General features: G+C 60.0%; 23 protein-coding genes. 14 read left to right on the top strand and 9 right to left on the bottom strand.

Annotation, left to right across the window (positions count from 1 at the left end):
• Positions 1–22: 22 nt before the first annotated feature.
• The 4 genes from cydX to BMY45_RS08855 all read left to right on the top strand — a co-directional run bounded on the left by cydX (position 23) and on the right by BMY45_RS08855 (position 1,347).
• Positions 23–145, top strand: a complete 123-nt coding sequence (gene cydX, locus BMY45_RS08840) for a cytochrome bd-I oxidase subunit CydX (protein ID WP_092396695.1) — start codon at positions 23–25, stop codon at positions 143–145.
• Complete coding sequence (locus BMY45_RS08845) at positions 142–429, top strand: cyd operon YbgE family protein (protein ID WP_092396697.1); 288 nt, start codon at positions 142–144, stop codon at positions 427–429. The genes cydX and BMY45_RS08845 overlap by 4 nt, the downstream gene beginning before the upstream one ends.
• 10 nt (positions 430–439) lie before the next feature.
• Complete coding sequence (locus tag BMY45_RS08850; protein ID WP_092396699.1) at positions 440–880, top strand: group II truncated hemoglobin; 441 nt, start codon at positions 440–442, stop codon at positions 878–880.
• Positions 881–966: 86 nt separating this feature from the next.
• Positions 967–1,347 carry a rhodanese-like domain-containing protein gene (locus BMY45_RS08855; protein ID WP_092396922.1) on the top strand — a complete coding sequence of 127 codons (381 nt, stop codon included), beginning with the start codon at positions 967–969 and terminating at the stop codon, positions 1,345–1,347.
• A gap of 230 nt (positions 1,348–1,577) precedes the next feature.
• Here BMY45_RS08855 and BMY45_RS08865 read toward each other — a convergent pair whose 3' ends face one another.
• The 3 genes from BMY45_RS08865 to BMY45_RS08875 are packed head-to-tail and all read right to left on the bottom strand — an operon-like array spanning position 1,578 to position 5,760.
• Positions 1,578–2,012, bottom strand: coding sequence for a universal stress protein (locus BMY45_RS08865; protein WP_092396703.1), 435 nt, complete (start codon positions 2,010–2,012; stop codon positions 1,578–1,580).
• 21 nt (positions 2,013–2,033) lie between these two features.
• On the bottom strand, positions 2,034–4,808 hold the full coding sequence (locus tag BMY45_RS08870) for a cation-transporting P-type ATPase (RefSeq protein ID WP_092396705.1): 2,775 nt from the start codon (positions 4,806–4,808) through the stop codon (positions 2,034–2,036).
• 28 nt (positions 4,809–4,836) lie between these two features.
• Entirely contained in the window at positions 4,837–5,760 is a 924-nt protein-coding gene (locus BMY45_RS08875) for a universal stress protein (RefSeq protein ID WP_092396707.1), read from the bottom strand.
• A 236-nt stretch (positions 5,761–5,996) separates the two neighbouring features.
• On the opposite strand from BMY45_RS08875, the gene BMY45_RS08880 reads away from it, so the two are divergent.
• Positions 5,997–7,241 (top strand): MgtC/SapB family protein, encoded by a 1,245-nt coding sequence (locus BMY45_RS08880; protein WP_092396709.1) that lies wholly within the window; start codon positions 5,997–5,999, stop codon positions 7,239–7,241.
• Positions 7,242–7,347: 106 nt separating this feature from the next.
• Complete coding sequence (locus BMY45_RS08885; RefSeq protein WP_092396711.1) at positions 7,348–8,259, top strand: universal stress protein; 912 nt, start codon at positions 7,348–7,350, stop codon at positions 8,257–8,259.
• A 55-nt stretch (positions 8,260–8,314) separates the two neighbouring features.
• Here the strand turns inward: BMY45_RS08885 and BMY45_RS08890 are convergent, their stop codons facing one another.
• Complete coding sequence (locus BMY45_RS08890) at positions 8,315–8,878, bottom strand: GNAT family N-acetyltransferase (RefSeq protein WP_092396924.1); 564 nt, start codon at positions 8,876–8,878, stop codon at positions 8,315–8,317.
• 371 nt (positions 8,879–9,249) lie between these two features.
• Here BMY45_RS08890 and BMY45_RS08900 point away from each other — a divergent pair, with 371 nt between their 5' ends.
• The 4 genes from BMY45_RS08900 (at position 9,250) to BMY45_RS08915 (ending at position 15,053) form a co-directional block, all read left to right on the top strand.
• Positions 9,250–10,143, top strand: coding sequence for a universal stress protein (locus tag BMY45_RS08900; protein ID WP_092396715.1), 894 nt, complete (start codon positions 9,250–9,252; stop codon positions 10,141–10,143).
• 132 nt (positions 10,144–10,275) lie between these two features.
• Entirely contained in the window at positions 10,276–12,648 is a 2,373-nt protein-coding gene (locus BMY45_RS08905; RefSeq protein ID WP_092396717.1) for a phosphoketolase family protein, read from the top strand.
• Between the two features lie 57 nt (positions 12,649–12,705).
• A complete protein-coding gene (locus BMY45_RS08910) occupies positions 12,706–13,596 on the top strand; it encodes a universal stress protein (protein WP_092396719.1) in 891 nt (296 codons plus the stop codon).
• A gap of 101 nt (positions 13,597–13,697) precedes the next feature.
• Positions 13,698–15,053: an MBL fold metallo-hydrolase RNA specificity domain-containing protein gene (locus BMY45_RS08915; RefSeq protein ID WP_092396721.1), complete on the top strand. Its 1,356-nt coding sequence runs from the start codon at positions 13,698–13,700 to the stop codon at positions 15,051–15,053.
• 191 nt (positions 15,054–15,244) lie between these two features.
• Here the strand turns inward: BMY45_RS08915 and BMY45_RS08920 are convergent, their stop codons facing one another.
• Both BMY45_RS08920 and arcD read right to left on the bottom strand, forming a co-directional pair.
• Positions 15,245–15,781: an Hsp20/alpha crystallin family protein gene (locus BMY45_RS08920; protein WP_092396723.1), complete on the bottom strand. Its 537-nt coding sequence runs from the start codon at positions 15,779–15,781 to the stop codon at positions 15,245–15,247.
• 88 nt (positions 15,782–15,869) lie between these two features.
• Positions 15,870–17,363 carry an arginine-ornithine antiporter gene (gene arcD, locus BMY45_RS08925; protein WP_092396725.1) on the bottom strand — a complete coding sequence of 498 codons (1,494 nt, stop codon included), beginning with the start codon at positions 17,361–17,363 and terminating at the stop codon, positions 15,870–15,872.
• 263 nt (positions 17,364–17,626) lie between these two features.
• Here arcD and BMY45_RS08930 point away from each other — a divergent pair, with 263 nt between their 5' ends.
• A complete protein-coding gene (locus BMY45_RS08930) occupies positions 17,627–18,316 on the top strand; it encodes a phosphoribosyltransferase (protein WP_092396727.1) in 690 nt (229 codons plus the stop codon).
• A gap of 22 nt (positions 18,317–18,338) precedes the next feature.
• Here the strand turns inward: BMY45_RS08930 and BMY45_RS28135 are convergent, their stop codons facing one another.
• From BMY45_RS28135 to fnr, 3 genes are all read right to left on the bottom strand, one after another.
• Positions 18,339–18,500 carry a hypothetical protein gene (locus tag BMY45_RS28135; RefSeq protein WP_177193323.1) on the bottom strand — a complete coding sequence of 54 codons (162 nt, stop codon included), beginning with the start codon at positions 18,498–18,500 and terminating at the stop codon, positions 18,339–18,341.
• An 80-nt stretch (positions 18,501–18,580) separates the two neighbouring features.
• A complete protein-coding gene (locus tag BMY45_RS08935) occupies positions 18,581–19,228 on the bottom strand; it encodes a BON domain-containing protein (protein ID WP_092396729.1) in 648 nt (215 codons plus the stop codon).
• A 235-nt stretch (positions 19,229–19,463) separates the two neighbouring features.
• Positions 19,464–20,207, bottom strand: a complete 744-nt coding sequence (fnr, locus tag BMY45_RS08940) for a fumarate/nitrate reduction transcriptional regulator Fnr (RefSeq protein WP_092396731.1) — start codon at positions 20,205–20,207, stop codon at positions 19,464–19,466.
• Between the two features lie 411 nt (positions 20,208–20,618).
• Between fnr and BMY45_RS08945 the strand changes: the two genes are divergently transcribed.
• The 3 genes from BMY45_RS08945 to BMY45_RS08955 all read left to right on the top strand — a co-directional run bounded on the left by BMY45_RS08945 (position 20,619) and on the right by BMY45_RS08955 (position 25,070).
• Positions 20,619–22,421 carry a sensor histidine kinase gene (locus BMY45_RS08945; RefSeq protein WP_092396733.1) on the top strand — a complete coding sequence of 601 codons (1,803 nt, stop codon included), beginning with the start codon at positions 20,619–20,621 and terminating at the stop codon, positions 22,419–22,421.
• The gene (locus BMY45_RS08950; protein WP_092396735.1) at positions 22,418–22,780 is read left to right on the top strand and encodes a response regulator; all 363 of its coding nucleotides are present in this window, start codon (positions 22,418–22,420) and stop codon (positions 22,778–22,780) included. Before BMY45_RS08945 ends, BMY45_RS08950 begins: the two co-directional genes overlap by 4 nt.
• Before the next feature lie 238 nt (positions 22,781–23,018).
• A complete protein-coding gene (locus BMY45_RS08955; protein ID WP_092396737.1) occupies positions 23,019–25,070 on the top strand; it encodes a 2Fe-2S iron-sulfur cluster-binding protein in 2,052 nt (683 codons plus the stop codon).
• Positions 25,071–25,155: the final 85 nt, after the last annotated feature.

Here is a 25,155-nt window from a genome sequence, read left to right on the forward strand (position 1 = left end):
TGCCGGCAAAGGAGTAAACGATATGTGGTATTTCGCCTGGATGCTGGGAGTCGGCTTTGCATTGCTGCTGGCAATACTGAATGCAATGTGGGGTGAGAACGAAGCAGGTCGAGCCTCGAGTGATCGTGACGAGGCCCAGCCATGACGCCGAATGTTGCTAACGCCCAGCCATCCTCACAGCTTCATGTGCTGAGCCTGACCATTGCGGTGGCGATCATGCTCGCCTGTTCGCTCTATCCCCCTTTGATGGCGGCGCCCGATGGGAAAGCTGACCATGCCCTGGCAACGGCCTTGTTCGCGGCCATGAGCGTGGCTTTTGTGAGGGGCGTGGGTTTTATCCCGCGCAGGCTCATCTGGCGATGGCTGTTCTCAGGCTGGACCTGCTTCGCGGTGCTGGTGCTCGCCGGCTGGTTAAAGTGGCTGCATTGAGGCTGACAACATGACTGAACATTTGAATAACCCGACCACGAACCCCGCGAGCACCTACCTCCAGTTAGGCGGTGAGGCAGGGGTCTATCAACTGGTTGAGCGCTTTTACGAGTTGATGGAGACGCTATCTGAGGCGCAAGTGGTGCGTCGCATGCATCCACCGAGCCTCGCTGGCAGTGCCGACAGTCTGTTCAAGTTTCTCAGTGGCTGGTTTGGCGGTCCGCCGCTGTTCCAGCAGGAGCGCGGACACCCGCGTTTGCGCATGCGACACGCTCCTTTTGCTGTCAGTGTCGTCGAGCGTGATGAATGGATGCTGTGCATGCGCCGGGCAATTAACGAGCAGGTGAGTGATCCGACGCTAAACAGCAAGTTGCAACGCATGTTTTCGGAAATGGCTGATCACATGATCAATACCGACGGGCGCAGTGTGGATATGGGCTCACCCGCGTAGTGCTTGCCAGCGCTGCCTGATGTCTCAATGCGCTTTTACCCGTGGAAATCTTCACGTCCTTCAACAGGGGTTCTGAAAATATCATGATGAAAACGGCACATGATCTAGTCACTGACGCTAAAGCACTGATAGAGGAAATCACCCTTGATCAGGCCGATCAGGCTATCCGGGAGGCGGATGTATTGATCGATGTGCGTGAGGCGGATGAGTATGCCGCCGGTCACCTCATCGGTGCGATACATGTATCGCGCGGCATGTTGGAATTTAAGCTGACTGCCGACACCGCGCTTGATTCGCGGGAACTTCAAGTTGTTCTGTATTGCAAGACCAGTGGCCGTGCAGCGCTGGCGGCGGCATCAATGAAGGGGATGGGCTACCTGCATGTAAAATCGATCCTCGGTGGGTTTGATGCCTGGGTCAGCGCCGGAAAACCGATAACAGGTCCGCACCTGCCCACCTTCGATTGATTCAGGCATCCCTGTACCGTCCGCGCTATGACAGGTTGAACAGGCAATGGCGGCGGGATTGCCCCCGCCCTGGGTGAAGGTCTTTTGCGCGTCCGCTGCATAAGCGGAGGTTGCCAGCGCACCGGATAAAGCAAGGACTGATCCCCATCGCGACATACCCATCGTTCTGCCTCGCAGACGTTATGGGGGGCAGGCCCCCTGGTGCGCCATCAACTGCAACTCACCCTCGGTTATTTGACCAAGGTAATCGGGATACTGGACAGCTGGATGACTTTGGCCGCGACAGAGCCCAGGAAGATGCCTTCGAGAAAACCACTGCCGTGCGAACCCAGGATGATGCTGTCGCACCCCAGGGATTTGGAGCACGCCACGATTCTGGTGGCCGCGTCGCCGTGCAACGTATGGAAGGTGAAGGCGATGCCTTGCTGCTTCAGAAGCGCGATTGCCTTTTGCGCATCTTCGGCACTCTTGCCGTCGTAGTAATCGTCAAGTTCATCCTTGCTCATGGTTTGCGCGATGCGAGTGGGTAAAAATGACTGAACATTCACCAGATGTACCTCCACGCTGCCTCCCAATAGTCCGCCGTTCTGGATCAGCCCAATGAGGTAATGCACTACACGTTCGGAGTGCTCTGAACCATCGACTGCGACCAATACTTTATGCATTTTGCGTATCCTCTTTCAGTGTCATGACTTCGGGCGCTGTCCCACTAGGAGCGTAGCGCTCCTGGGGTCGGTCAACCGTAGCCGAATCTGTTTTTCCGTTTCGATGATTGCAAAGAGCGCGACGCCCACAGCGATAATCAATAGCCCATCCATAAAGGGAATCGCTTGCGTGGCAAACACCCTTTGCAGGGGAGGCGCGTAGGTGATGGCGAACTGGGCGAAGGTTACCACTGCGACGGTCAGCCACACGACTTTTGTACCTCTGACGGCCTTCCAGGTGAGTGACGTGCCGTAAAGATTGCGTATGAAGAACAGGTGGAATATTTCCATCACCACCAGCGTGTTGACGGCGATCGTGCGGGCCAACTCCACCGGGTAACCCCGATCCAGTGCGTAGGTAAAAATGCCGTAGACGCCGCAAAGAAACAGGATCGAAACCAGCACCATGTGCCAGATCAAGGCGCCGCTTATCAACGGCTCGTGCCTTGAGCGCGGCGGCCGGCGCATGGTGTTTTCTTCGGTCGGTTCGAACGCCAGGGCGATCCCCAGCGTGATCGCGGTAATCAGGTTGATCCACAAGATCTGGATCGGTGTTACCGGCAGGGTGAAGCCAAACAGCAGCGCGACAATAATGGTCATGGTTTCGCCCGCGTTGGTGGGCAACGTCCAGCTCAACACCTTCTTGATGTTGTCGTAGACCGTCCGGCCTTCACGCACCGCAGCCACGATAGAGGCAAAGTTATCATCGGCCAGCACCAGGTCTGCCGCCTCTTTTGCCGCTTCACTGCCTTTGTCACCCATGGCGATGCCGGCGTCGGCGCGTTTGAGCGCGGGCGCATCGTTGACGCCATCGCCGGTCATGGCCACGGTCATGCCATTGGATTGCAGCAACATCACCAGCCGCAGCTTATGTTCGGGGCTGGTGCGGGCGAAGATGTTCACGTCCTTGAGCGCTTCTTTGAGCGTGGCGTCGTTCATCGCGTCCAGGTCGACGCCGGTCAGCACCTTGTCGGGATTTTGCAGACCGATTTGCGCGCCGATGGCGGCGGCGGTGCCGAAGTGATCGCCGGTGATCATCTTGACTGCGATACCGGCCGCCTGGCATTGCTGGACCGCCTGGATCGTTTCAGGGCGAGGCGGGTCAATCATGCCCGTCATGCCAAGCAGGGTCAGCGAACCCTGCACGTCGCCAAACTCCAGCACGGTGTGCTCGGACGGCACAGGCCGGCTGGCAAACGCCAGCACGCGCTGACCTTTGCTGGCAATGGCGTTTGCCTGTTGGTGCCAATAGTCAGCATTGAGCGGCTCTGTGGCGCCGCTGCTGCCACGCTGTTGCGCGCACATGGCCAGGATCTGTTCCGGTGCACCTTTTACATAGATGGAAGCCTGTCGCTCATGGTTGTGGTGCAGCGTCGCCATGAAGCGGTGTTTGGCGTCAAACGGAATCGCGTCGGTGCGGGGCCAGGTGTGTCGCTCTTCTTCACCAGCGATCCCGGCCTTCACGGAAAACGCCAGCAGCGCGCCTTCCATGGGGTCGCCCTCGACCTTCCAGGTGGCTTCGTGCTGTCTCAACACCGCGTCATTGCAGAGCGAGGCGGCACGTCCCAGTTCGGCTAACGTGGGGTGGTTGGAGGTGTCAATCAACTGGTCGGCCAGGTTCATGTTGCCCGACGGTTGATAACCGGCACCGTCGACCGTGAAGGTGAGATCACTGGTGACGACCGAGGCGACCATCATTTCGTTGCGGGTGAGGGTGCCGGTCTTGTCCGTGCAGATGACCGAAACCGAGCCCAGCGTTTCAATGGCGGGCAGGCGACGCACGATAGCGTTGCGCCGGGCCATCGCGCGAACCCCAACCGCCAGGGTAATGGTGAGTACGGCGGGCAGTCCTTCGGGGATGGCAGCGACCGACATGCCCACCACCACCATGAAGATCTCGTTGAATGCGTAATGGCCGACAAAATGACCGTAAACCAGTAACAGCCCCGCAACGAGCAGAATCAGAATCGTCAGCCAACGCGCGAAGACGTTCATTTGCTGGACCAACGGAGTGGTCAGTGTCTCGACTTCTGACAACAGATTGCTGATGCGCCCGATCTCGGCCGCCGTTGCGGTGGCCACGACGACCCCGGTGGCCTGTCCGCAGGTCACCAGGGTGCCACTGAAGGCCATGCAGGCGCGATCACCCAGGGCCGCTCCAAGGCGCACAGGTTCAATGTGTTTTTCGACGGGGGCGGACTCACCGGTGAGGATGGCTTCCTGGATCTGCAGCCTGTTGGCGTGCAGCAGACGCAGGTCCGCAGGGACTTTGTCACCGGCCTCCAGTAACACAATATCGCCCGGAACCAACTCCTCACCTGCAACACTTAAACGTTGGCCGGCACGAATCACGGCTGCATGTGGTGCCAGCATCTGCCGGATCGCGTCCATGGCTTTTTCCGCTTTGCCTTCCTGGACATAACCAATCACGGCGTTGGCCACCACCACCGCCAGAATGACCACCGTATCCCAAAGGTGTTGCAGCAGCGCGGTGATCGCCGCAGAGCCCAGCAGCACATAAATCAGGATGTTGTGAAACTGCAACAGAAACCGCAGCCACGCCGGTCGTCGGGCCGATTCCGGCAAGCGATTGAGGCCTGTGCGCGCGAGCCGGGCTTGAACTTCGGCGTCGTTGAGCCCGGTGTGTTCATTGACCTCAAGCCGCTTGAGCACCTGCTGCGCAGGTAACGTGTACCAAGCCTCGGCATCCACGGGAGTCGGATTTTGCTCGGTCGATGCGTTGCTCGGTCGGTTCATCCGTCCATTTTCCCTGTGCTCGTTCCTGTCAATCCATCTTCTGCGGTGCAATCACCCACAGGCTGCACGGCATCTTGTACATCAGCCCTTCCACGGTGCTGCCGATCAGCTTGTCCAGGCCCGAGTAACGCACGCGCCCCATGACAATGACATCAATGTCATGGGATGCAGCGTAGCTGGCCAGCACCTTGGCCGGGTCGCCCATGATCATGCGCCGTTGTTCCGGCGCGATGCCGTTGCGCTCGGCCAGCGCATCGAAGGCTTCGCCCTGGGATTCGTAAAGCTGCCGGGCCAGGGTCGAGGAGAAGAACATCGAGCCACTGCCGAACCCGTATTCGGAGGCGGTGATGGACGACAGGTCATAGGCGTAGATGACTTCCAGGCTCGCGTCGCAGGAGGAGGCCAGTTTGTTGGCTTCGCTCAGGATCCGGTCGTTGAGGCCTTCGTAGCGCCCATCGAGATGGAACGGGTCAATGGCAGCGAGAATCTTGCGCGGCCGGGCATGAATGACTTTGTTGACGAAGTGCAGCGGTACGTCACTTTCGCGCAGAAGATGTACATCCAGCGGCGTGAACATCAGGCGCGAGAACCAGGATTCATGCTCCACCGTCTTGATCAGCGCATCCATCGGCTGCTCTTTGAGGTGGATCAGGATTTCCTGCAATGGCCGCTCGACCCACGTCACTTCGGTCGTGACTTCGATGCCGAGCTTGCGCAGTGGCCTGGCCTGCTCTTCCAGCCAGTGGCGATGGCGTTCAACGTAACCCAGGCGCATCTGCTCCAGTGCCTGTTCATTGACCAGGTTGGCGGTGGCCAGGCCTTCGAGGTAGTCGAAGGCCACGATATGCAGCGCGGCGCCTTCGGCCTTGGCCAGCGCCGCGGCCCGGTCGAAGGCCGGGCTGTGTTCCATCAGCGGCGAGACGACCAGCATCAAACGTGATTGCGTGGACATGACAAACCTCCCGAGCATTGGCGTGTTGGCACCGGGCGACTGTTCGCGCGGCGTGATATCAGGCTTTGATCATGATCGCATCGGGCGCCGGCAAGTTGATTTGCATCAAACCCACGCCAGAAGCGTGGTATCAATGCGCACGGCGCCGGGCAATAGCGCTATGTTTGATCATGAATCCGGCCAGGGACTACCCTGGACCCAGGTATAACCGCAACCCTCAGTATAGAACCGCCGCCATGACCGAGACCCTGGGCTTTGCCAATGCCGCCGCCGCGCTTGGAATCGGCCTGTTGATCGGGTTAGAGCGCGAGCGACGCAAAGGCGAGGGCGCCAGACGCGATTTTGCCGGTCTGCGGACCTTTGCCATTACTTCATTGCTGGGGTATGTCACGGCGCAGGCTGGCGGAGTCTTGTTGCTGGGGTTCGTGGCGCTTGCGCTGGGGGCCTTGGTGACGGTGGCCTATTGGAAAAACCTCGACCAGGACCCCGGTATCACCAGCGAAGTGGCGTTATTCGCGGCGCTGGCGTTGGGGGCGCTCTGCATGACCGCCCCGGCCCTTGCGATCGCGATTGGGGTGGTGATGGCCGGTCTGCTCGCCAGCCGCCAGGCGCTGCACCACTTTGCCCGCAATCAATTGACCGCAGCCGAAATGCGTGACGGGCTAGTGTTGTTGATCGCCGCGCTGGTGGTGCTGCCGCTGGTGCCGGATCGTTTCCTCGGGCCTTACGATGCGATCAACCTGCGCACCATCTGTATGTTGACGGTCATGTTGATGGCTGTGGGCGCGCTGGGGCATGTTGCGGTGCGGACCCTCGGCACTCGCTACGGTTACGCCCTCAGCGCGGTTGCCTCGGGTTTCGCCTCGGCCACGCTGACCGTCGCGACCATGGGTAACATCGCCGCGAAAGAGCCGGCCAATCTCAAGGTGCTGAGCGCCGCTGCCGTGCTATCCAATCTGGCGACAGTGGCGCAAATGGGGCTGATCCTCGGTGCCGTCGAACCGGCCCTGTTACTCTGGATGTGGGGCCCGCTGCTCTGCGGCCTGCTGACAACATTGATCTACGCCGGGGTGCTGATGTTTCCGCGCCCGAGGGCTCGGGCGGATGAACCCATCAAGCGAGGCGGGGCCTTCAACCTCAAACTGGCCTTGACGGTAGTCCTGGCGATGGCCGGTATCACGGTCCTGTCGTCGGCGATGCTTGCCGAGTTCGGGCAAGCCGGCGTAACCGTCACCGCGATGTTCAGCGGGCTGGTTGACGCGCATGCCTCGATTGCTTCCGTTGCCTCCTTGGCGAAGTCCGGGATGTTGCCCCTGGAGGGCATCGCCGTACCGGTCCTGGTGGCGATGAGCAGCAACTCCCTGAGTAAATGCGCAGTGGCCTGGCTCAGTGGCGGAAGGCGTTTCGCCGGGTATGTCATTCCTGGCCAAGTGCTGGTGACACTGGCGATGTGGGCCGGTGTTCTGCTCCCGAATCTGTGAGCCTGTGTGGTGGCAGTTTGATGAAGATCAAGTCCCGCCCGCGGCATGCGTTCATTCTGGAACCCTCACTCCCTTAGGTGGCTGCCGCCCCGTGCCGAGGTGTTCCATGTCCCAGACCCAACGTTTGTTGTTATTGGCACCCGATGCCATGACCCGTTCGCCTGCGTTCGACCGCGCCACCGAACTGGCCTTGGCGTTGGATTTACCCCTGCACATCGTCGCCATCGACTATCTGGAGGTGCTGTCGGTGGCCGGTCTTTTTGCGCCAGAGCAGGTCAAGAAGGCCCGCGACGGGTATCTGGAAACGCACCGGCACTGGTTATGGCAACAGGCTGAGCTGGCGCGCCGCCATGGGGTGGAGGCGACGAGCGAGGTGGTCTGGGGCAAAGACGCTTATCAGGCCTTGCAGCAGTACGTCAAAGAGATGCCATTGGCGCTGATCATCAAGGACGCCGAGCCTGAACCGGTGATGAAGCGGATTTTCTTCACGCCCATGGACTGGCGCCTGCTGCGGGACTGCCCGGTGCCGGTGCACCTGGTCACCGATGCGCGTCATCCGCGGCCGCGGCAGGTTCTGGCGATCGTCGATGTGCTGCGCAGCGAGGAGCAGGACCTGGTGTTCAACGATCGGATCGTCGATGCCGCCGTGAAACTGGCTGAACAATGCAACGCCCAGGTTGAGTTGCTGCATGCCTTCGACTGGACGGCGGTGTACGCCGCCGATATGGGCGTGGGCGCGCTGCCGCTGGCCACCGGGCTCTATGAAGCATTGGGGCAGGCGCAGCATGAAGTGTTTGAATCCCTGGCCGAGCGTCACGGCGTCCCGCCGCAGCAGCGTCACTTCATCGAAGGTGCGCCGCTGAGCAGCATCTGCACCTTCGCCACCGATCATCAATGCGACGTCATTGTCATGGGTACGACACAGCATCGAGGTTTGGACAAGCACCTGGGCAGTACCGCCGAGCAGGTGCTGCAACGGGCACCTTGCAGCGTATGGGCAATCAAGCCGGGGGAGTGAAGGCAGAGGCAACGCTGCGCGGGCCCTGGAACGGGTCCCGCGCAATCAGCCACGGCTACAAATAGAGCCGGTGGATGACCTGCCGGGCGTCGTCGGGATCGGTGCGGGTTTCAAATCCCAGACTGTGGGCCAGCTCCCGCATCGGGGCGTTATCGGCGGCGTCGATGGAATACAGCTGGCGGTAGCCGTTCTTGCGGGCGGTCTCTATCAGGTGCTCCATCAGCAACGTCCCCAGCCCAAGATGCTGCCATTGATCGGCGACGGTCACCGCGCATTCACATTCGTCTTCACGGGTGGCGCAATAACGGCTGACGCCGATTTCGATCAACTGACCGTTGTCGTGGGCCAGGGCGATATAGGCCATGCGCGTCTTGCAGTCGATGTCCATCAATTGGTCGAGCATCGCCGCACCGGGTTCATTGATTTGCGCCAGAAAACGCATGTGCCGGGACTCCGGCGACAGACGCTTGATGAAGTCATATTCGCGCTGGCGATCTTCTTCCTTCAATGGCCTGATCAGCACGTGCCGGCCATCTCTGAGCGCCTGGATCCAGTGCTTGCCGCTGATACTGGCGTACATGGCTGCGGCGCGTTCATTGTGGTCTTTGACGTTGAGCATGATGTGTTCCTCCATCGGGTGTGAACCTTCGGCGCGGCAAAGGCCGCGCATTCATCACTGTTCTACGCCGGCGTGGCAGATCGATTCTGATCTGGATCAGTGCTCGCGAATCCACTCGTCGATGATCAATGCCGGGGGAGCAATTTCTGTGGGAGTCAAACCTGTGGGAGCAAGGCTTGCCCGCGATGAACGTTCATGCGGTCCACCTGAAGACCTGGGTGCCTGCATCGCGAGCAAGCTTTGCTCCCACAGGTATGTGCATGCAGTTGATAAAGATCAAGCCGCCCCAGGGGGGACAAGCGCAGGCTGTTGCACAGGCCAGAGAGGGACCGCTGGGAACCTGATGGCGAACAGATCAGTGGAGGTGTGTAATGGAGCAGTACCAACGTTTGCTGTTGATCGTTGAAGCCGACCTGCATCCGTCTGCCGCACTGCGTCGGGCCTGTGCCCTGGCCAGGGTCAGCGGCGCGGTCTTGCACTTGTGCGCATTCGTTCAACCACCGCCGCACACCCATTTGTGGGGCGAAAAAGACGATGAAGCGACGCTTCAGCGCTATATGCACCACTATCGTCGCTGGATGGTGGAGGAAGCGGCGCTGCTCAAAGAGCAAGGGCTGGACGTGACGACACACGTGGTCTGGACCACTCATCCATTGCTGGACATCCTGCGTTACGTCGAACAGTTTCAGCCCGACTTGCTGATCAAGGATGTGACCCTCGAACCGCTGCTCAAGCGTGTTTTCGTGACACCTCTGGACTGCCATCTGCTGCGCGATTGCCCGGTGCCGGTGCATCTGGTCAATCGCGCCACCCACAGCTTGCCGCGCCGGGTTGTGGCGGCGGTGGACCCCGTCAATCCGCAGGCCAACGCCTTGAACGAGCGCATTATCCAGGCCGCCGGGGCAATGGCCCTGCAATGCAATGCCCCGCTGCATCTGCTGCACGCCTGCGACCTGTCACCGGCCTTCAACGGCGAGGTCTCGTTGCTGGCAGGGGCCGGGGATGAAGACTTTGCCGAGGCCTTGCGAGAGTCGCTGCACGCTGCATTCATCAATTTGGCCGAGCGCTGGAACGTGCCTCCCGAGCGCCGGCACTTCGTCATTGGCCTGCCGGTGCCGGTGATTCATGAGTTCCTCGATGAGTTCGAGGTTGATGTGGTGGTGATGGGCACCGAACAACGTCTGGGTCTGGACCGTCTGATCGGCAGCACGACGGAGCGGGCACTGTATTCGGTGTCGGGCAGTCTGTTGGCGGTCAGGGCATGAGGAGGGCGCTGATTCTGATGTAAATCAAGTCGGGCTTGTTCAAGCGCTCCAGAATCAGGATGGCAGGCGGTTCGATAGTGGTTCAAGCGATCAGGCAGGTCGCGGGTAAGCGAGCCTCTTTGGGAGAATGTGATGACTGATTTTCTTAGCCCCGATCAACTGGAAGGCATTGACGCCTACTGGCGCGCTTCCAACTACCTGGCCGTGGGCCAGATTTACCTAAAGGACAACCCGTTGCTGCGCAAGCCGCTGCAACTGGGCCACGTCAAGCCACGCCTGTTGGGCCATTGGGGCACGACACCGGGGTTGAACCTGGTTTACGTGCATCTCAATCACCTGATCAAGACCCACGATCTGGATATGATCCTGATCACCGGCCCTGGGCATGGCGGACCGGCTATCGTTGCCCAGAGCTATCTGGAGGGCAGCTTCACCCAGTGTTATCCCTCGGTGGAACAGAACGAAAACGGGATGCTGCGCTTGTTCCGGCAGTTTTCCTGGCCATACGGGTTGTCCAGTCATGTCTCGGCGCAGATTCCAGGTTCCATCCATGAAGGTGGAGAGCTGGGGTATTGCCTGGCCCACGCCTACGGTGCGGCGTTCGACAACCCTGACCTGATCGTGACCTGCGTCATCGGTGACGGTGAAGCGGAAACCGGGACGCTGGCGGCGAGCTGGCATTCCAACAAGTTCCTCAACCCCAGGCGCGACGGCGCCGTGTTGCCGATCTTGCACCTTAACGGTTTCAAGATCGCCAACCCCACGCTGCTTTCGCGTATCAGTGAAGACGAGCTGTCAGCCCTCATGTACGGCTATGGCTACGACCCTTATTTTGTCGAAGGCGACGACCCCCACACCGTTCATCAGCAACTGGCGATGGTCCTGGACGGCATGCTGCTCAAGATCCGCGAAATCCAGCGTACGGCCCGTGCGGACGCCTCGGGACGTGAACTGGAGCGGCCACTGTGGCCTATGCTGGTGCTGCGCACGCCCAAGGGCTGGACCGGTCCGCGATTCGTCGACGGTCAGCAGGTCGAAGGCACCTGGCGCTCTCATCAGGTGCCGCTGAGCCACTTCGAACAGCCCATGCATCTGACGCAACTGCAACAATGGCTCGAGAGTTACCGGCCGCAGGAGCTGTTCGACGCCGGCGGTGCGTTGCTGCCGGATATCGCCGCGCTGGCGCCGACGGGGCATCGGCGTTTGGGCGCCAATCCCCACGCCAATGGCGGTTTGCTCCTGCAGCCACTTGAGCTACCGCGGTTTACCGATTACGCCGTGCAGTTTTCCGCGCCCGGCAGCGTGCAGGCAGAGTCCACTCGGGTATTGGGTGGTTTTGTGCGCGACGTGATGAAACAAAACCTCAAGGCTGGCAACTTTCGCCTGTTCGGCCCTGACGAAACCGCGTCCAATCGCCTTGATGCGGTGTATGAGGTCAGTGGCAAGACCTGGATGGCGGCGCAGGAAACCGGCGATACGAATCTGGACTGCGACGGCCGGGTGATGGAAATCCTCAGCGAGCAGGTGTGTGAAGGCTGGCTTGAAGGGTATTTGCTGACCGGTCGTCATGGGTTGTTCTCCTGCTACGAAGCGTTCATCCATATCGTCGATTCAATGTTCAACCAGCACGCCAAGTGGCTCAAGACAGCCGCCCAGATTCCCTGGCGCGCACCGATCGCCTCGCTGAACTACCTGCTCACGTCCCATGTCTGGCGTCAGGACCACAACGGCTTTTCCCATCAGGACCCGGGGTTCATTGATCTGGTGGCGAACAAAAGCGCGGACGTGGTGCGTATCTACCTGCCGCCGGATACCAACTGCCTGTTATCTGTGGCCGATCACTGCCTCAAGAGTCGCAATTACATCAATGTGATCGTGGCCGGCAAACAGCCGGAGTGGCAGTGGCTGGACATCGACTCGGCCATCCGCCATTGCATGGCCGGCGCTGGCCGCTGGGCCTTCGCCTGCAAGGACGATGAAGACCCTGATGTGGTAATGGCCTGTGCCGGTGACGTGCCGACCCTGGAAACCCTGGCCGCCGTGACCCTGCTGCGCGAATACGTCCCCGACCTGCGGGTGCGAGTGGTCAATGTGGTCGACCTGATGGTCTTGCAACCGTCGCAACAGCATTCCCACGGGTTGCCGGAGGCCATGTTCGATGAACTGTTCACCGTGGACAGACCGGTGATTTTCGCTTTCCACGGCTATCCTTCATTGATCCATCGCCTGGTTTACAAACGCCATAACCACGACAACTTCCACGTGCGCGGTTTCATGGAGGAGGGGGCCACAACCACACCGTTCGACATGGCGGTCATCAATCACCTGGATCGCTACCAACTGGCCCTGGATGTCATTCAGCGAGTCCCACGCTTGCAACCGCTGGTGGAAGGCGCCCGCGACCGCTACTGGGCCACCATGGAGAAGCACCAGCTCTACCTGATCGAACATGGGCAGGACATGCCCGAGGTCTTGAACTGGCACTGGACGCCAGCGCCGGGTTGATTGTCCTGCGCGGGTCATGACGTCGACGTCGCGCCGTTCTACTTTTGGAGATCCATCATGAGCCAGTACCAGCGCTTGCTGTTGATTCTCAACCCGGCACAACGACATTCTCCTGCCCTGCATCACGCAGCGGCCCTGACGGCGGCCAGCGGGGCGCACTTGCATGTTTCGGCGTTGGTGCCGTCACTGGACATACTCTCGCTGTTGGAGCAGGAGCCCCGCGAGGAAGCGCGCCAGAACTACCTGCAGGACCACCGTCACTGGCTGGAGGAGGAGGCCGACAAGATGCGGCGTCGAGGCCTGAGGGTCACCACCCAGGTGGACTGGGTCGACGGCATGGACGAGCAGATTCTGCAGCACGTTACGCAAATCCAGCCTGATCTGCTGATCAAGCAGGTGCAACACGAGCCCCTGCTCAAACGGGCCTTTCTTACCCCGCTGGACTGGCGTCTGTTGCGCCAGTGTCCGGTTCCCATGTATCTGGTGGGCGCCACCGGCCACGCCTTACCGCGCAAGGTGGTTGCGGCGGTGGACCCCTCCAGCGACTTTGCGCAAAACAGTGGGCTCAACGACCGGATCATTCGCGAGGCAATCGGCTTGGCTTTGCAGTGCGACGCCGAGCTGCATCTGGTTCACGCGTATGAGGTTTCGTCGGTCTATCTGGGCGATGTCGGTGGCGGTGGGCTGACGCTTAAGCAGCTCAGTAATGAACTGCGCAGAAGCCTGGAAAAAACGTTCCTGGAGCTGGCCAACCTGTTCGGCGTTCCGGCCGAACGCAGGCATTTTGTGCTGGGCCATCCGGTTTCAGCCTTGAGTGAGTTTGCCCTGGAGCATGAGGTGGATGTCGTCGTCATGGGGCGCTCCCAAAAGAGTGGCCCGCACGGGCTGTTAGGCAGCACCACAGAGCATATTTTGTATCAGGTGTCGTGCAGCGTGCTGGCGGTGTGAGGACACCGGCGTTCACCGCGGCGTCCTTGATGAAAATCAATGGCCGTTGGTGTGAATAGTGCGACCCATGCAACTCCCATCGATGGTTCAGGAGCACGCTCATGCGCATGACGTTTCTAGGGGCGGCCGGCACGGTCACCGGCAGCAAGTACCTGCTGGAGCACGACGATCAGCGCATTCTGATCGACTGCGGACTGTTTCAGGGCTACAAACAATTGCGCTTGCACAACTGGGACCCGTTCGAACTGCCGATGCGTGACCTGGACGCCATCGTACTGACTCACGCGCATCTGGATCACAGCGGGTACCTGCCGGTGCTGGTGCGCAACGGGTATCGCGGTCCGGTCTATGCCACGCAGGCCACCTGCGAGTTGGCAAAAATTCTCCTGCTCGACAGCGCCCGCTTGCAGGAAGAGGAGGCCGAATACGCCAACCGCAAAGGGTTTTCCAAACACGATCCGGCCTTGCCGCTGTACACCCGTGAGCATGTCGAGCGGGCGCTGAAGCTGCTACGTCCTGTGGCGTTCGATCATCCGGTGGATATCGGCCGGGGACTGAATATTTTGCTGCGTCGCGCCGGGCACATTCTGGGTGCCGCCACGGTGCAGGTTCAGGCCGGTGGCGTAACGCTGGTGTGTTCCGGTGACCTGGGACGCCCCGAGGATCCGTTGATGTTCGCCCCGCAAACCATCGAACGTGCGGATTACCTGTTGGTGGAGTCCACCTACGGCGACCGGCGGCATCCACACGATTCGCCGGAAGATCAACTGGCCGACGTCATCACCCGCACCGCATTGCGTGGCGGCATCACGTTGGTGCCCTCATTCACGGTCGGTCGGGCGCAACTGTTGATGTACCACCTGTATCGCCTGAAACAGCGTATGGCGATCCCGGATATCCCGATATACCTCAACAGCCCCATGGCCATCGACGTCACCCGTTTGTATCAGCGCTTTGGCGATGAGCACCGATTGTCCAAGGAAGAATGCGAAGGCATGTGCCACATCGCGCATCCGGTGCGTTCGGCCAAGGACTCCATGGACCTGGACCTGCAACGCACCCCGGCGGTGATCATCGCCGCCAGTGGCATGGCTACCGGAGGGCGGGTGTTGTTTCACCTCAAGAGCCTGGCGCCCAACCCCATCAATACCTTGCTGATGCCAGGTTTCCAGGCCGGCGGTACGCGCGGCGCAAGAATCGTGGCGGGCGAGCCGTCGGTGCGCATCCATGGCAAGGACGTGCCGATCAACGCTGAAGTGGTGCCGATGCAAACGTTGTCCGCCCATGCCGATGCCGATGAAATCATGCAATGGTTGCGTGGCTTCAAGACACCACCCCGGCATACCTATGTCGTCCACGGCGAACCCAACGCTTCCGACGTCTTGCGTCATCGTATTCGCGATGAACTGGGCTGGTCGGTGTCGGTGCCGGAATACCGCGACAGCGTGGAACTCTGAACGACCGCTATCGCGAGCAAGCTTTGCTCCCACGAAAGTTGTGCAAACGACTCGAAAACTGTGGGAGCGAGCCTGCTCGCGAACAGGCCGTTAGCTGCACCAGCACATTTGAGCAAATTCATTCACGCAGAAATGCACAGGCAAGAAAAAGCCCCTCGTCGTTGGCCGGCGAGGGGCAAGGTGTACTGCATTCAGTCAGCCTTGATCGGCACGACCTTTTCCGCTTTCAACGCTTCCGGTTTTTTAGGCAGTGTCAGGGTCAGCACGCCTTTGCTGAACTGGGCTTCGATCTTGTCGCTGTCGACCCCTTTTGGCAGGTTGAACACCCGCTCGAAGGAGCCGTAATGGCGTTCGGACAAGTAATAACCTTTCTTCTTTTCTTCCTTGGTTTCCTTTTTCTCCCCTTTGATAACCAGGTTGCCATTGGCTAGCCGGATTTCGATGTCCTTCTGATCCATTCCGGGCAATTCGGCGGTGATTTCAAAGCTCTTCTCCTTTTCGCTGATGTCCACGGCTGGCAGGCTTGCAGAGAACTCCCGGCGCCAGAAGGGCTCGACGTCGAACAGCCCGCGACTGAAGGGAGAAAGGCCTGTGCCCCGGTTGAAATCATCGAACAGGTGATCCACCTGCTGACGGAGTTTTTCCAGTGGATGCCAAAGGTCATGCTTGACCGGATGTTGACTTTTGTCTTGGGTATCGACCGGCATTTTTTTCACTGAATTGGACATTTGGTTTTCCTCTTGGGTGATGTCCGGGCGGGCCCTGGCATCATTGCCAGGCGCTGGTTCCGGACGGGTCAATGCACGCTTGCAAGCTTTACAACGAGAGTTGTCCGGACCAGAGCATCCAGCCGGCAAAGATCGCCGCCACCCAGATCACCAGCAGCAACCCCCAGCCGAAACCATTGAGCGCATGTCCGGTCCTGGCCCGTTGGGCGCTGAGGTAAATCAGCGAACCGGGGGCATAGAGCAGGGCGCTGAGCAGCATGTAGCGAGGGCCGGCGGCGTAGAGCAGCCAAATGCAATAGGTGGTGGCGACCAAGGCGATGGCCATGTCGCGCAATTGCAGGGCGCGGTGCCCGGCGTAGGTCTGGCCTTGCCAGGTCATCTTCAGCGCGTACAGACCGCTGAACAGATACGGCAGCAAGATCATCGAGGTAGCGAGCGAGATCAGGGCCAGGTAGCTGGCGCTCGAATACAGCGTCAACAACAGAAACAACTGAATGCAGCCGTTTGTGATCCACAGCGCGTTGGCCGGCGCGCCGTGCTGGTTTTCCGAGGCCAGCGCGCGGGGCATGACCTTTTCCTTGGCCGGCGTGAACACCGATTCCGCTGCCAGCAGGGTCCAGGCCAGCAGCGCACCACCGACCGACACAATCAGGCCGATACTGATCAACACCGCACCCCAAGGACCGGCCACCGCCTCCAGAACACCCGCCATGGATGGGTTCTTCAGGGCAGCCAGTTCAGGTTGTCTGAGGATCCCCAGAGACAGGAGCGACACGGCAATCAGCAGCAGCAACGTCAGGACGAAACCGATCACCGTGGCCCTGCCCACATCCGCCCGGTCGGCGGCACGGGCGGAAAACACGTTGGCACCTTCAATGCCGATAAAGACCCAGACCGTCACCAGCATGGTGCTCTTGACCTGATCCAGGGTGCTACCCAATGCCGGCGTGCCCCAAAAGTCGACCATGAAGGTGTCTTTGGAGAACCCGGCGATCACCAGACCGATGAACAGCAACAGCGGCACAACCTTGGCCACGGTGGTCAGGGCGTTGGCTTTGGCGGCGGTGCGCATCCCGCGCAGGATCATCCAGTGCAAGGACCACAGCACCACAGACGCACCGGCGATCGCGGCTTTGTTATTGCCTTCGCCGAACAGCGGGAAAAAATAACTGAGCGCCGCGAACAGAATCACCAGGTAGCTGACGTTGCCAATCCATGCGCTGATCCAGTAGCCCCACGCCGAATTGAAGCCCAGAAACTCACCCCCCAGCGCACGGGCGTAGGCGAACACGCCATTATCGAGTTCCGGTTGGCGGTTGGAGAGAGTCTGATAGACCAGGGCCAGTGACAGCATGCCTACGCCGGTAATCAGCCAGCCGATCAGGATAGCCCCGGCTCCCGCGCTGGAGGCCATGTTCTGGGGCAGGCTGAAAATGCCGCTGCCGATCATCGAACCGACCACTAGCGCAACCAGCAGGCTCAATGACAGACGTTTGGGTTCGACCTTTCGCAAACTGCCGGCCAAAGGATGAGGTTTAACGGTCGGGATGACCGGCTCGGTGCCTTGCAGGTGCGTTGCCATGATGAAGTCTCCACGAGACGAGGGGGTCGACAACCTTCGCCCAGGCGAAGGTCCTAACGCTGGTTATTAATCTCTGCGTGAAGAGGGTAGGGAGCATTGATTTAGATCAGAGGTTATGCAGGGTGTGAGTGTGTGAATTTCATAGGAGAAGGGCTGAGCTGCCTTGCAGGGAAATTGACATAAATCAACGCACCGGCAGCTCTATCAGAGGACGCTGGATTGACGCTGAACGACGGGGCGCAACAGCCTGTGGAGGTTTTCCAATGAGTCAGAGTCCCTCAATGCAAACAGTATGGAAAGACCGGAGCGCCGCAGGGCAAGGGCTGGTGGACGCTTTGTTCAAATACGCCCATCGACCCGATGTCATCGTCCTGGCCTTGCCGCGCGGCGGAGTTCCGGTGGCTTATGAAGTGGTCACCGCTCTGCACGTGCGCCTCGACCTGATGCTGGTTCGCAAACTGGGTGTGCCGTCCAACCCCGAGTTCGCGATGGGCGCCATTGCCAGTGGTGGCATACAGATCCTCAATGACGACGCTCTTCGTGCCCATCCGATTGGTCAGGCTGATTTCGACGCCGTGGTCGCCCGGGAGACCCGGGAGCTGCTGCGTCGTGAACAGTCGTATCGAGGCACGCGTGAGTCTGTACAGCTCAAGGACCAGGTGGTCATCCTGATTGATGATGGTCTGGCCACAGGGGCCTCGATGATGGCAGCGATCCACGCGGTCCGCACGCAAGGGCCCTCGCGCATCGTGGTCGCTGTGCCGGTTGCGCCGCTTGAAACGCTGGAGGCGCTACGCAGCGAAGTGGATGAGGTGATTTGTCCGTTGATTCCTGACTGGCTGGTTTCCATAGGCTATTGGTACAAGGACTTCCCCCAGACATCGGATGAAATCGTCATCGATTTGCTGCAGCGAGCCTGGCAGCGGGAGTCGACCGCCGGCCCTCAGGGGTAGGGCGGCCGGACTGCTAACTGGCTTACACGCCAAATGGAAAGGTTTCGTCTTCCTGCTCGAGTTTCTGGCTTTTTGGCATAGCCAGTGCTGTTACCGCTTCAATCGGGTGGGGAGAACCAGAAAGTCCATCAAACGTGTGTGACGAGGGTGTGTTCATTGGTGGCATCCTCTCGGATTTTTTCATGGCCTCAGCTCAATAACGGCATCAGATGACAGGCAGCGCACTCATCGCCGGAGTGAGCGTTGGCTCCCCGGGCCAGCGACTCAGACCAGCAACAGATGATCGTTCACCTCTCTAACCCCCGGCACCGACCAGGCCGCCCGTTCCGCGATTTTACGCTGGCGCCATAAATGGACCTTGCCGTCGAGCCTCACCACATCCCCATCAACTTTGACGTGAATGGCCTTGGCGTCCACTTCGGCATTGCGCTTAAGGGCCTCTTCGATACGGTGCTGGATATTGTCGGCGTCCACTCGAGGGCGCAGCGTCAGCCGATTGTTGACGCCCATGACGCCGGACAACTTGAACACGGCTCGCTCCACGGCTTCTTTCTGGTATTGCCAATCTACTTCACCTTCCAGACTGACCCAGCCGTTCTGGACGACGACTTTTATGTCGCCCTCGGGAACGTCGGAACTCCAGTTGATGATGTTCAGGGCGCGATTGGCAATGGTGTCGTCTGCCGTGCCGGCGTTTTTATTCAAGCGAACCTGGATTTCTTCAGCCACCGCGCGCACGCCTTCGATGTTTTTGACAGCGCGTTCAGCGCTGATTTTTTCTGCATAGCTGCTGACGTGGCCGGAGAGGGTGACAACGCCGTTGTCCACGGCCACGCCAATATGGGCTGCGTTGAGGTCGGGTTGAAATTCCAGTTCTTCCAGAATGGTTTTGCGCAGGGTCAAGTCGCTCATCGAGGCGTCCTCCAGATGATGCAAAGCGGGCGAGCTGTTAGGGCCCGGTCTGCTTTTTTACCCCTGGGTGAGGCCGACGCATTGAGCTAAATCAACAAGGGCGTAATGAGCCCCCGTGCGGTCGGGCAACTGTCTGTAAGTTGGTGAGGATCAGAAAGACGACCTACCGAGCGAACAGGGTGGTCGGTCAGGCGGCAAGCAGATAACCGGTGATGTGAACGCATCGACTGGTTTTTTACTGCTCTGAGTGACGATGGCAACCGGCTACTTTTTGCTTGAGGCCGGGCAGGTCTAGGATGGTGACGTTGCGTCCATGCATGTCCACCAGTTCCTCCTCTCGCAGGTGGGCGATCCCCCGGCAGATGGTTTCCAGCCGCAGGCCCAGATAGGAGCCGATGGCCTCGCGACTCATGCGCAAGACAAATTCCCTGGAGGAGTAGCCGCGCATATTGAGTCGTTGCGACAGGTTCAGCAGGAACGCCGCCAGACGCTCATCGGCATTCATGTTGCCCATCAACAGCAACATGCTGTGGTCACGTACGATTTCCCGGCTCAGGAGTTTGTTGAGGTTGTGCTGCAGGGAGGGGAGGTCGCGGGCGAGTTTTTCCAGGAGCGCGAAGGGGAGCGGGCAGACTTCGCTGTCTTCCAGGGCTATCGCTGTGCAAGCGTAATGATCGGTGCTGATGGCGTCCAGACCGAGCATTTCGCCCTGCATCTGAAACCCTGTGATTTGTTCGCGGCCATCCGTGGACAAGATGCTGGTCTTGAAAAAGCCCAGCCGTACGGCATACAGCGAGCGCAGCGGATCGCCGGTGCGGTACAGCGCCGCGCCCTTTTTGATCTTCAGTCGCTGGGCGATCAAGGTGTCGAGACGCTCGACTTCACCGCCTGTCAGCCCAATGGGCAGGCACAGTTCAAGCACGCTGCAATTGGAACAGGCAGTCTTGAGGCCATGCACGTGTAACACTTGTGATGACATTGGACGGCTTCCTTTTGCAACAAGCATAGGGGAATAACCGAGCTGTGCCTGTTTTTCCGGGGTCATTGCCACTTTTATCGGCTCAGGCGACTCCGGCAGTGAATGCAAAAAGCGTTGGGCCACAAATAAGTGACTGATTTGAGTCGATTGGGCCCTTAACTCATGGGGCTGCACCGCACGTCGGTTGATTTGATTCAGCCCTTTCTCGGCCACCGGTTACGTGCCGCTGAGTTTTCCTGAACTCGCAAAGAGAATGGGGATCTAGACTCCAATACCGCAGCTTTACGACAAATATCCGTACCCGCACTTGAAGTCATTTATCCGAGCTGGCATCACCGACTCCGGGTATTACAAAGGGGGGCGATGGACAGCAAGGGGCGCTTCAGCCAGGTGGATTGAGGATATTTACTGATGTTGAACATTCAAGAGCTACCCGTGGAAACCCGCACATCGAGCGAGTACGAAAGTCTGGCCACGATGGGAGCGAGCGCGCTCGACGCCATTCCGGGGGCGGTCTATCTCTGCGATCGCGAAGGTTGGCTCGTCAGGTATAACAGTGAGGCCGCCGAGCTGTGGGGTAGGGTGCCGGTACTAGGCGAGCACGGTGACCGCTTCTGTGGCTCGCACCGGCTTTTCTTGCCCGACGGTACGCCGCTGGCTTTTGAGGACTGCCCAATGGCGTCGGCTCTCAACAGCGGCGTACCCACACGCAATCAGGAAGTGATCATTGAGCGTCCAGACGGAGCGCGGATCGTCGCCCTTGTGAACATCCGGCCCCTTAGAGATCGAAGCGGGGCCATTCAAGGGGCGATCAATTGCTTCCAGGATGTCTCGGCGCACCATGCCATGGCCGAAGAGCTTCGTCGCAAGAGTGCCGACCTCGAGGATTTTTTTGAAAACAGCGCGGTGGGGCTTCACATTGTCAGCAACGCGGGCATTATCCAGCGTGCCAACAAGGCCGAGCTGAACATGCTGGGCTACACGGCTGAAGAATATATTGGCCGCCACATTACGGAGTTTCATGTCGATGAGTCCGTTATTGGTGACATCCTCAACAAACTGGGCAGCGGCGAAAGTCTGGACAGCTATCCCGCGCGGTTGAGGGCCAAAGACGGCACGATCAGGCATGTAGCGATTACCTCCAATGGGCGTTTCGAGGACGGTAAGCTCTTTCACACACGCTGTTTCACCATCGACGTCACGCTCGCCCAGCGAATGGAAAGCCAGATTCGTGAAAGTGAACGGCACATGCGCAATCTGCTCGAGGCTTTACCCGCCGCGGTTTATACCACCGACGCGCAAGGGCGCATCACCTTCTTCAATCGGGCCGCTGTCGAGTTGTCCGGGCGAACGCCTCAACTGGGTGACCTGTGGTGCGTGACCTGGAAAATATTCAATACTGACGGGAGCGCGCTTCCCCACGACCAATGCCCGATGGCGGTGGCCTTGAAGGAAAACCGCCCGATACGCGGTGTCGAGGCCATTGCCGAGCGGCCTGATGGCACTCGTGTGCCGTTTGCGCCTTACCCCACACCGCTGCATGACGCCGATGGCAACCTGGTGGGCGCCATCAACATGCTGGTGGACATCACCGAGCGAAAGCAGGCGGAGAACCGGCAGAAAACCCTGATCGACGAGCTCAACCATCGGGTCAAGAACACCCTGGCCACTGTGCAATCGCTGGCGGCACAAACGGCGCGCAATGCCGAAGATGCGAAAGATGGTTACAGGCGTTTCGAAGCCAGGTTGCTGGCGTTGTCCCGGGCCCATGATCTGTTGACCCGGCGGCATTGGGGGCATACGCCCCTGGGTTCCCTTGCTCAAGAAGTGCTGATGCCGATATTTGGCCAGGAACCCGGTCGCATCGTGGTCGAGGGCGACCCTGTGGACGTCAGCACCCGAGTGGCGCTCAACCTCACAATGACCCTCAATGAGCTGGCGATCAATGCACTTAAATACGGAGCGATGTCAGTCGAGACCGGCACGCTTTCAGTGAAATGGTCTGTGCAACCAGCAGCCAAGGGTATGTTGCTGACCTTGGACTGGTGCGAGCGGGGCGGGCCTGCGGTCTCCCAGCCCAAGCGGGAAGGGCTGGGTTCTCGTTTGATGAAACGCTGCATCGAGCGCGATTTGGGCGGGACATTTGACCTTACCTTCGACCCGCACGGGGTTGTCTGCCGTTTCTCGTTTCCGCTCGGCGCGTCCAGCCCATGAGTGCGTTCCCCGGAGTCAGAGTGCTGGTGGTCGAGGACGAAGGCGCCATCGCCATGTTGGTCGAGCAAATGCTCGAAGAACTCGAATGCGTGGTGGTGGCATCCGTGGCCCGGCTCGCTACGGCGTGTGAAGTGGCGAACCAGGTGGCGATTGATTTGGCCATTCTGGATGTCAACCTGGCCGGTGAGCGGGTTTTTCCGGTTGCCGAGATTCTCCAGGCTCGGCAGATTCCGTTTTTATTCAGCACCGGATACGGTGCCAGCGGGCTGCCTAGCGAGTTTGCCCATCGCCCCGTGTTGCACAAGCCATTTTCCGAAAACGACTTGCAACTGAAGATCGCCCTTGCCCTGGGGCGCTGACCTTCAGCGATGAACGGGCTTACTGTCCGGTCCTGGTGATTCCCTCCGCAGGCGTCTTCGGGCGCGTTCATTCCAGTTTATGAAACGGTGGATTGCAGTTCGTGCGTATTCCTCCCCAATCCCTTTGGGAAGAAGATAACCCCACCTGCAATGCACCCTCGGCAAGAGGCGTAGCGCAGTCCCCCTGACCGTAGCGTCTGAACGCAGTCTGCAAGGCTGCGGGCGCGAGGAGTAGCTGATGGACGAAGCCTCGAAAGCACAACCCTCACCCTGGCATGAAGGCGAACTGACCTTGCAGCGCTCGGTCGGTGCGGTCGACATGATGACCAGCGTCGGCCAGCGGCAGTTGGCACGCGACTGGATGCCGGACCAGCACCGGGACTTCTACGCGCAGTTGCCTTTCGTGGTATTGGGCGCCGTGGATCGGCAAGGTGACGTGTGGGCGACCCTGCGCACCGGCAAACCCGGTTTCATGAGCTCACCGGATCCGCAAACCCTGCAGATCAATATCGAGCCGCAACCCAGCGATCCGGCCCAGGAGGGCATGGGCGAGGGGGATGCCATCGGTATGCTGGGTATCGAGTTGCACACCCGCCGGCGCAACCGCATGAACGGCAACATCTGCCGTCTGCTCGGTCACGGGCTGGAAATATCCGTACGTCAGGCCTATGGCAATTGCCCTCGCTATATCAACCTGCGCCAATATTCCTTTGTCCGGGAACAGGCCGGCGACGCTCGGCACTTGGTGGCGACGGACCCACTGGCCCGTCGTCTGATCACAGCGGCTGATTCGTTTTACATCGCCACCTATGTGGAGCGCGACGGCGAGCGGCAGGTCGATGCGTCCCACCGTGGCGGCAAGCCAGGTTTTGTGCGCATGGACGAGGACGGCACACTGACCATTCCGGACTTTTCCGGAAACCTGTTCTTCAACACCCTGGGCAACATCCTGCTCAATCCCCGCGCAGGCCTTACCTTTATCGATTTCAAGACCGGCGACCTTCTGCAAATGACCGGTTCAGCCCAAGTGTTGCTGGACGATCCCGAAATAGCGGCGTTCCAGGGGGCCGAGCGGTTGCTGCGCTTCAAGCCGCAGCGCGTTGTTTACCGCCCGGCAGCGGTCCCGCTGCGCTGGAAGGACCAGAGCGCGGGCGACTCGCCCAACTCATTGATGACCGGGAGCTGGGAACAAGCCGCCGAGCGCTTGCAGGCCGAAGCCCTGCGGACCCACTGGCGCCCATTGCGCGTGGTTCGTGTGGTGGATGAGAGCCACAACATTCGCTCCTTCTACCTGCAAGCGGCCGACGGCGCGGGCGTGCCCCGGTTTGACGCCGGCCAGCACTTGCCCGTGCGGATTTCGCTGGAGGGGCAGAAAGCGCCATTGATTCGCACCTACAGCGTGTCCAGTGCGCCGTCGGATGACTTCCTGCGCATCAGCGTCAAGCGCGATGGTTTGGTCTCCTCGCACCTGCATGACCGGTTCGAGGTGGCGCAGCAGCTTGAGGCGCGAGCGCCCCAAGGGCACTTCACCGTTCAGGCCACTGAGCGGCGGCCCTTGGTGCTGCTGGCGGCGGGCGTGGGTGTGACGCCGCTGTTGTCGATGTTGCGCGAGGTGGTTTATCAGGGCCTGCGCATGAGCCGGATGCGGCCGGTCTGGATGGTGCAAAGCGCGCGCACGGTTGCCGACCTGGCCTTTCGCGAGGAAATCGATGAGCTGGCGAACCGCGCTGGGGGCAAGGTCAAAGTCCTGCGCGTGGTCAGCCAACCGCCGAGCGACGGAGCCGGGCAAGGTTACGACGCGACGGGCAGGATTGATGTCGAGCTACTCAAGCAGCTGCTGGCGCTCGATGACTACGACTACTACCTCTGCGGACCGGGCAGCTTCACCCAGTCGCTGTATGACGGGCTGCGTAAATTGCGCATTCCCGATGATCGCATTCACGCCGAGACTTTCGGCCCATCCACGCTGGTGCGTGACGCCGAAATCAGTGTGCCGGCGATCCCGCAAGTGCCTGCATCGAGCGAGACGGTAAAGGTATTGTTCGCCAGCTCCGGCAAGGAGGCCCGTTGGGAGCCAGGCAGCGGGACCTTGCTGGAACTCGCCGAGGCCCGGGGCCTTAGTCCGGAGTTCAGTTGCCGCGGTGGTTCGTGCGGCACCTGTAAGACCCGGTTGAGCCAGGGGCAGGTGCATTATCTGAACAGTCCGGCCGAGCCGGTTGCCGAGGATGAGGTGCTGATCTGTTGCGCAGTGCCGGCGCAGGGCAGTGAGACCCTGGTTCTGGACGTTTGAGCAGGTGCTCATCTCGCCCCAATCGCCCAGCCCAACAGAACCCGTGGCGAGGGAGCTTGCTCCCGCTGGGCTGCGCAGCAGCCCC

The sequence above is a fragment of the Pseudomonas sp. NFACC39-1 genome (assembly GCF_900110355.1).
GTDB lineage: Bacteria > Pseudomonadota > Gammaproteobacteria > Pseudomonadales > Pseudomonadaceae > Aquipseudomonas > Aquipseudomonas tehranensis.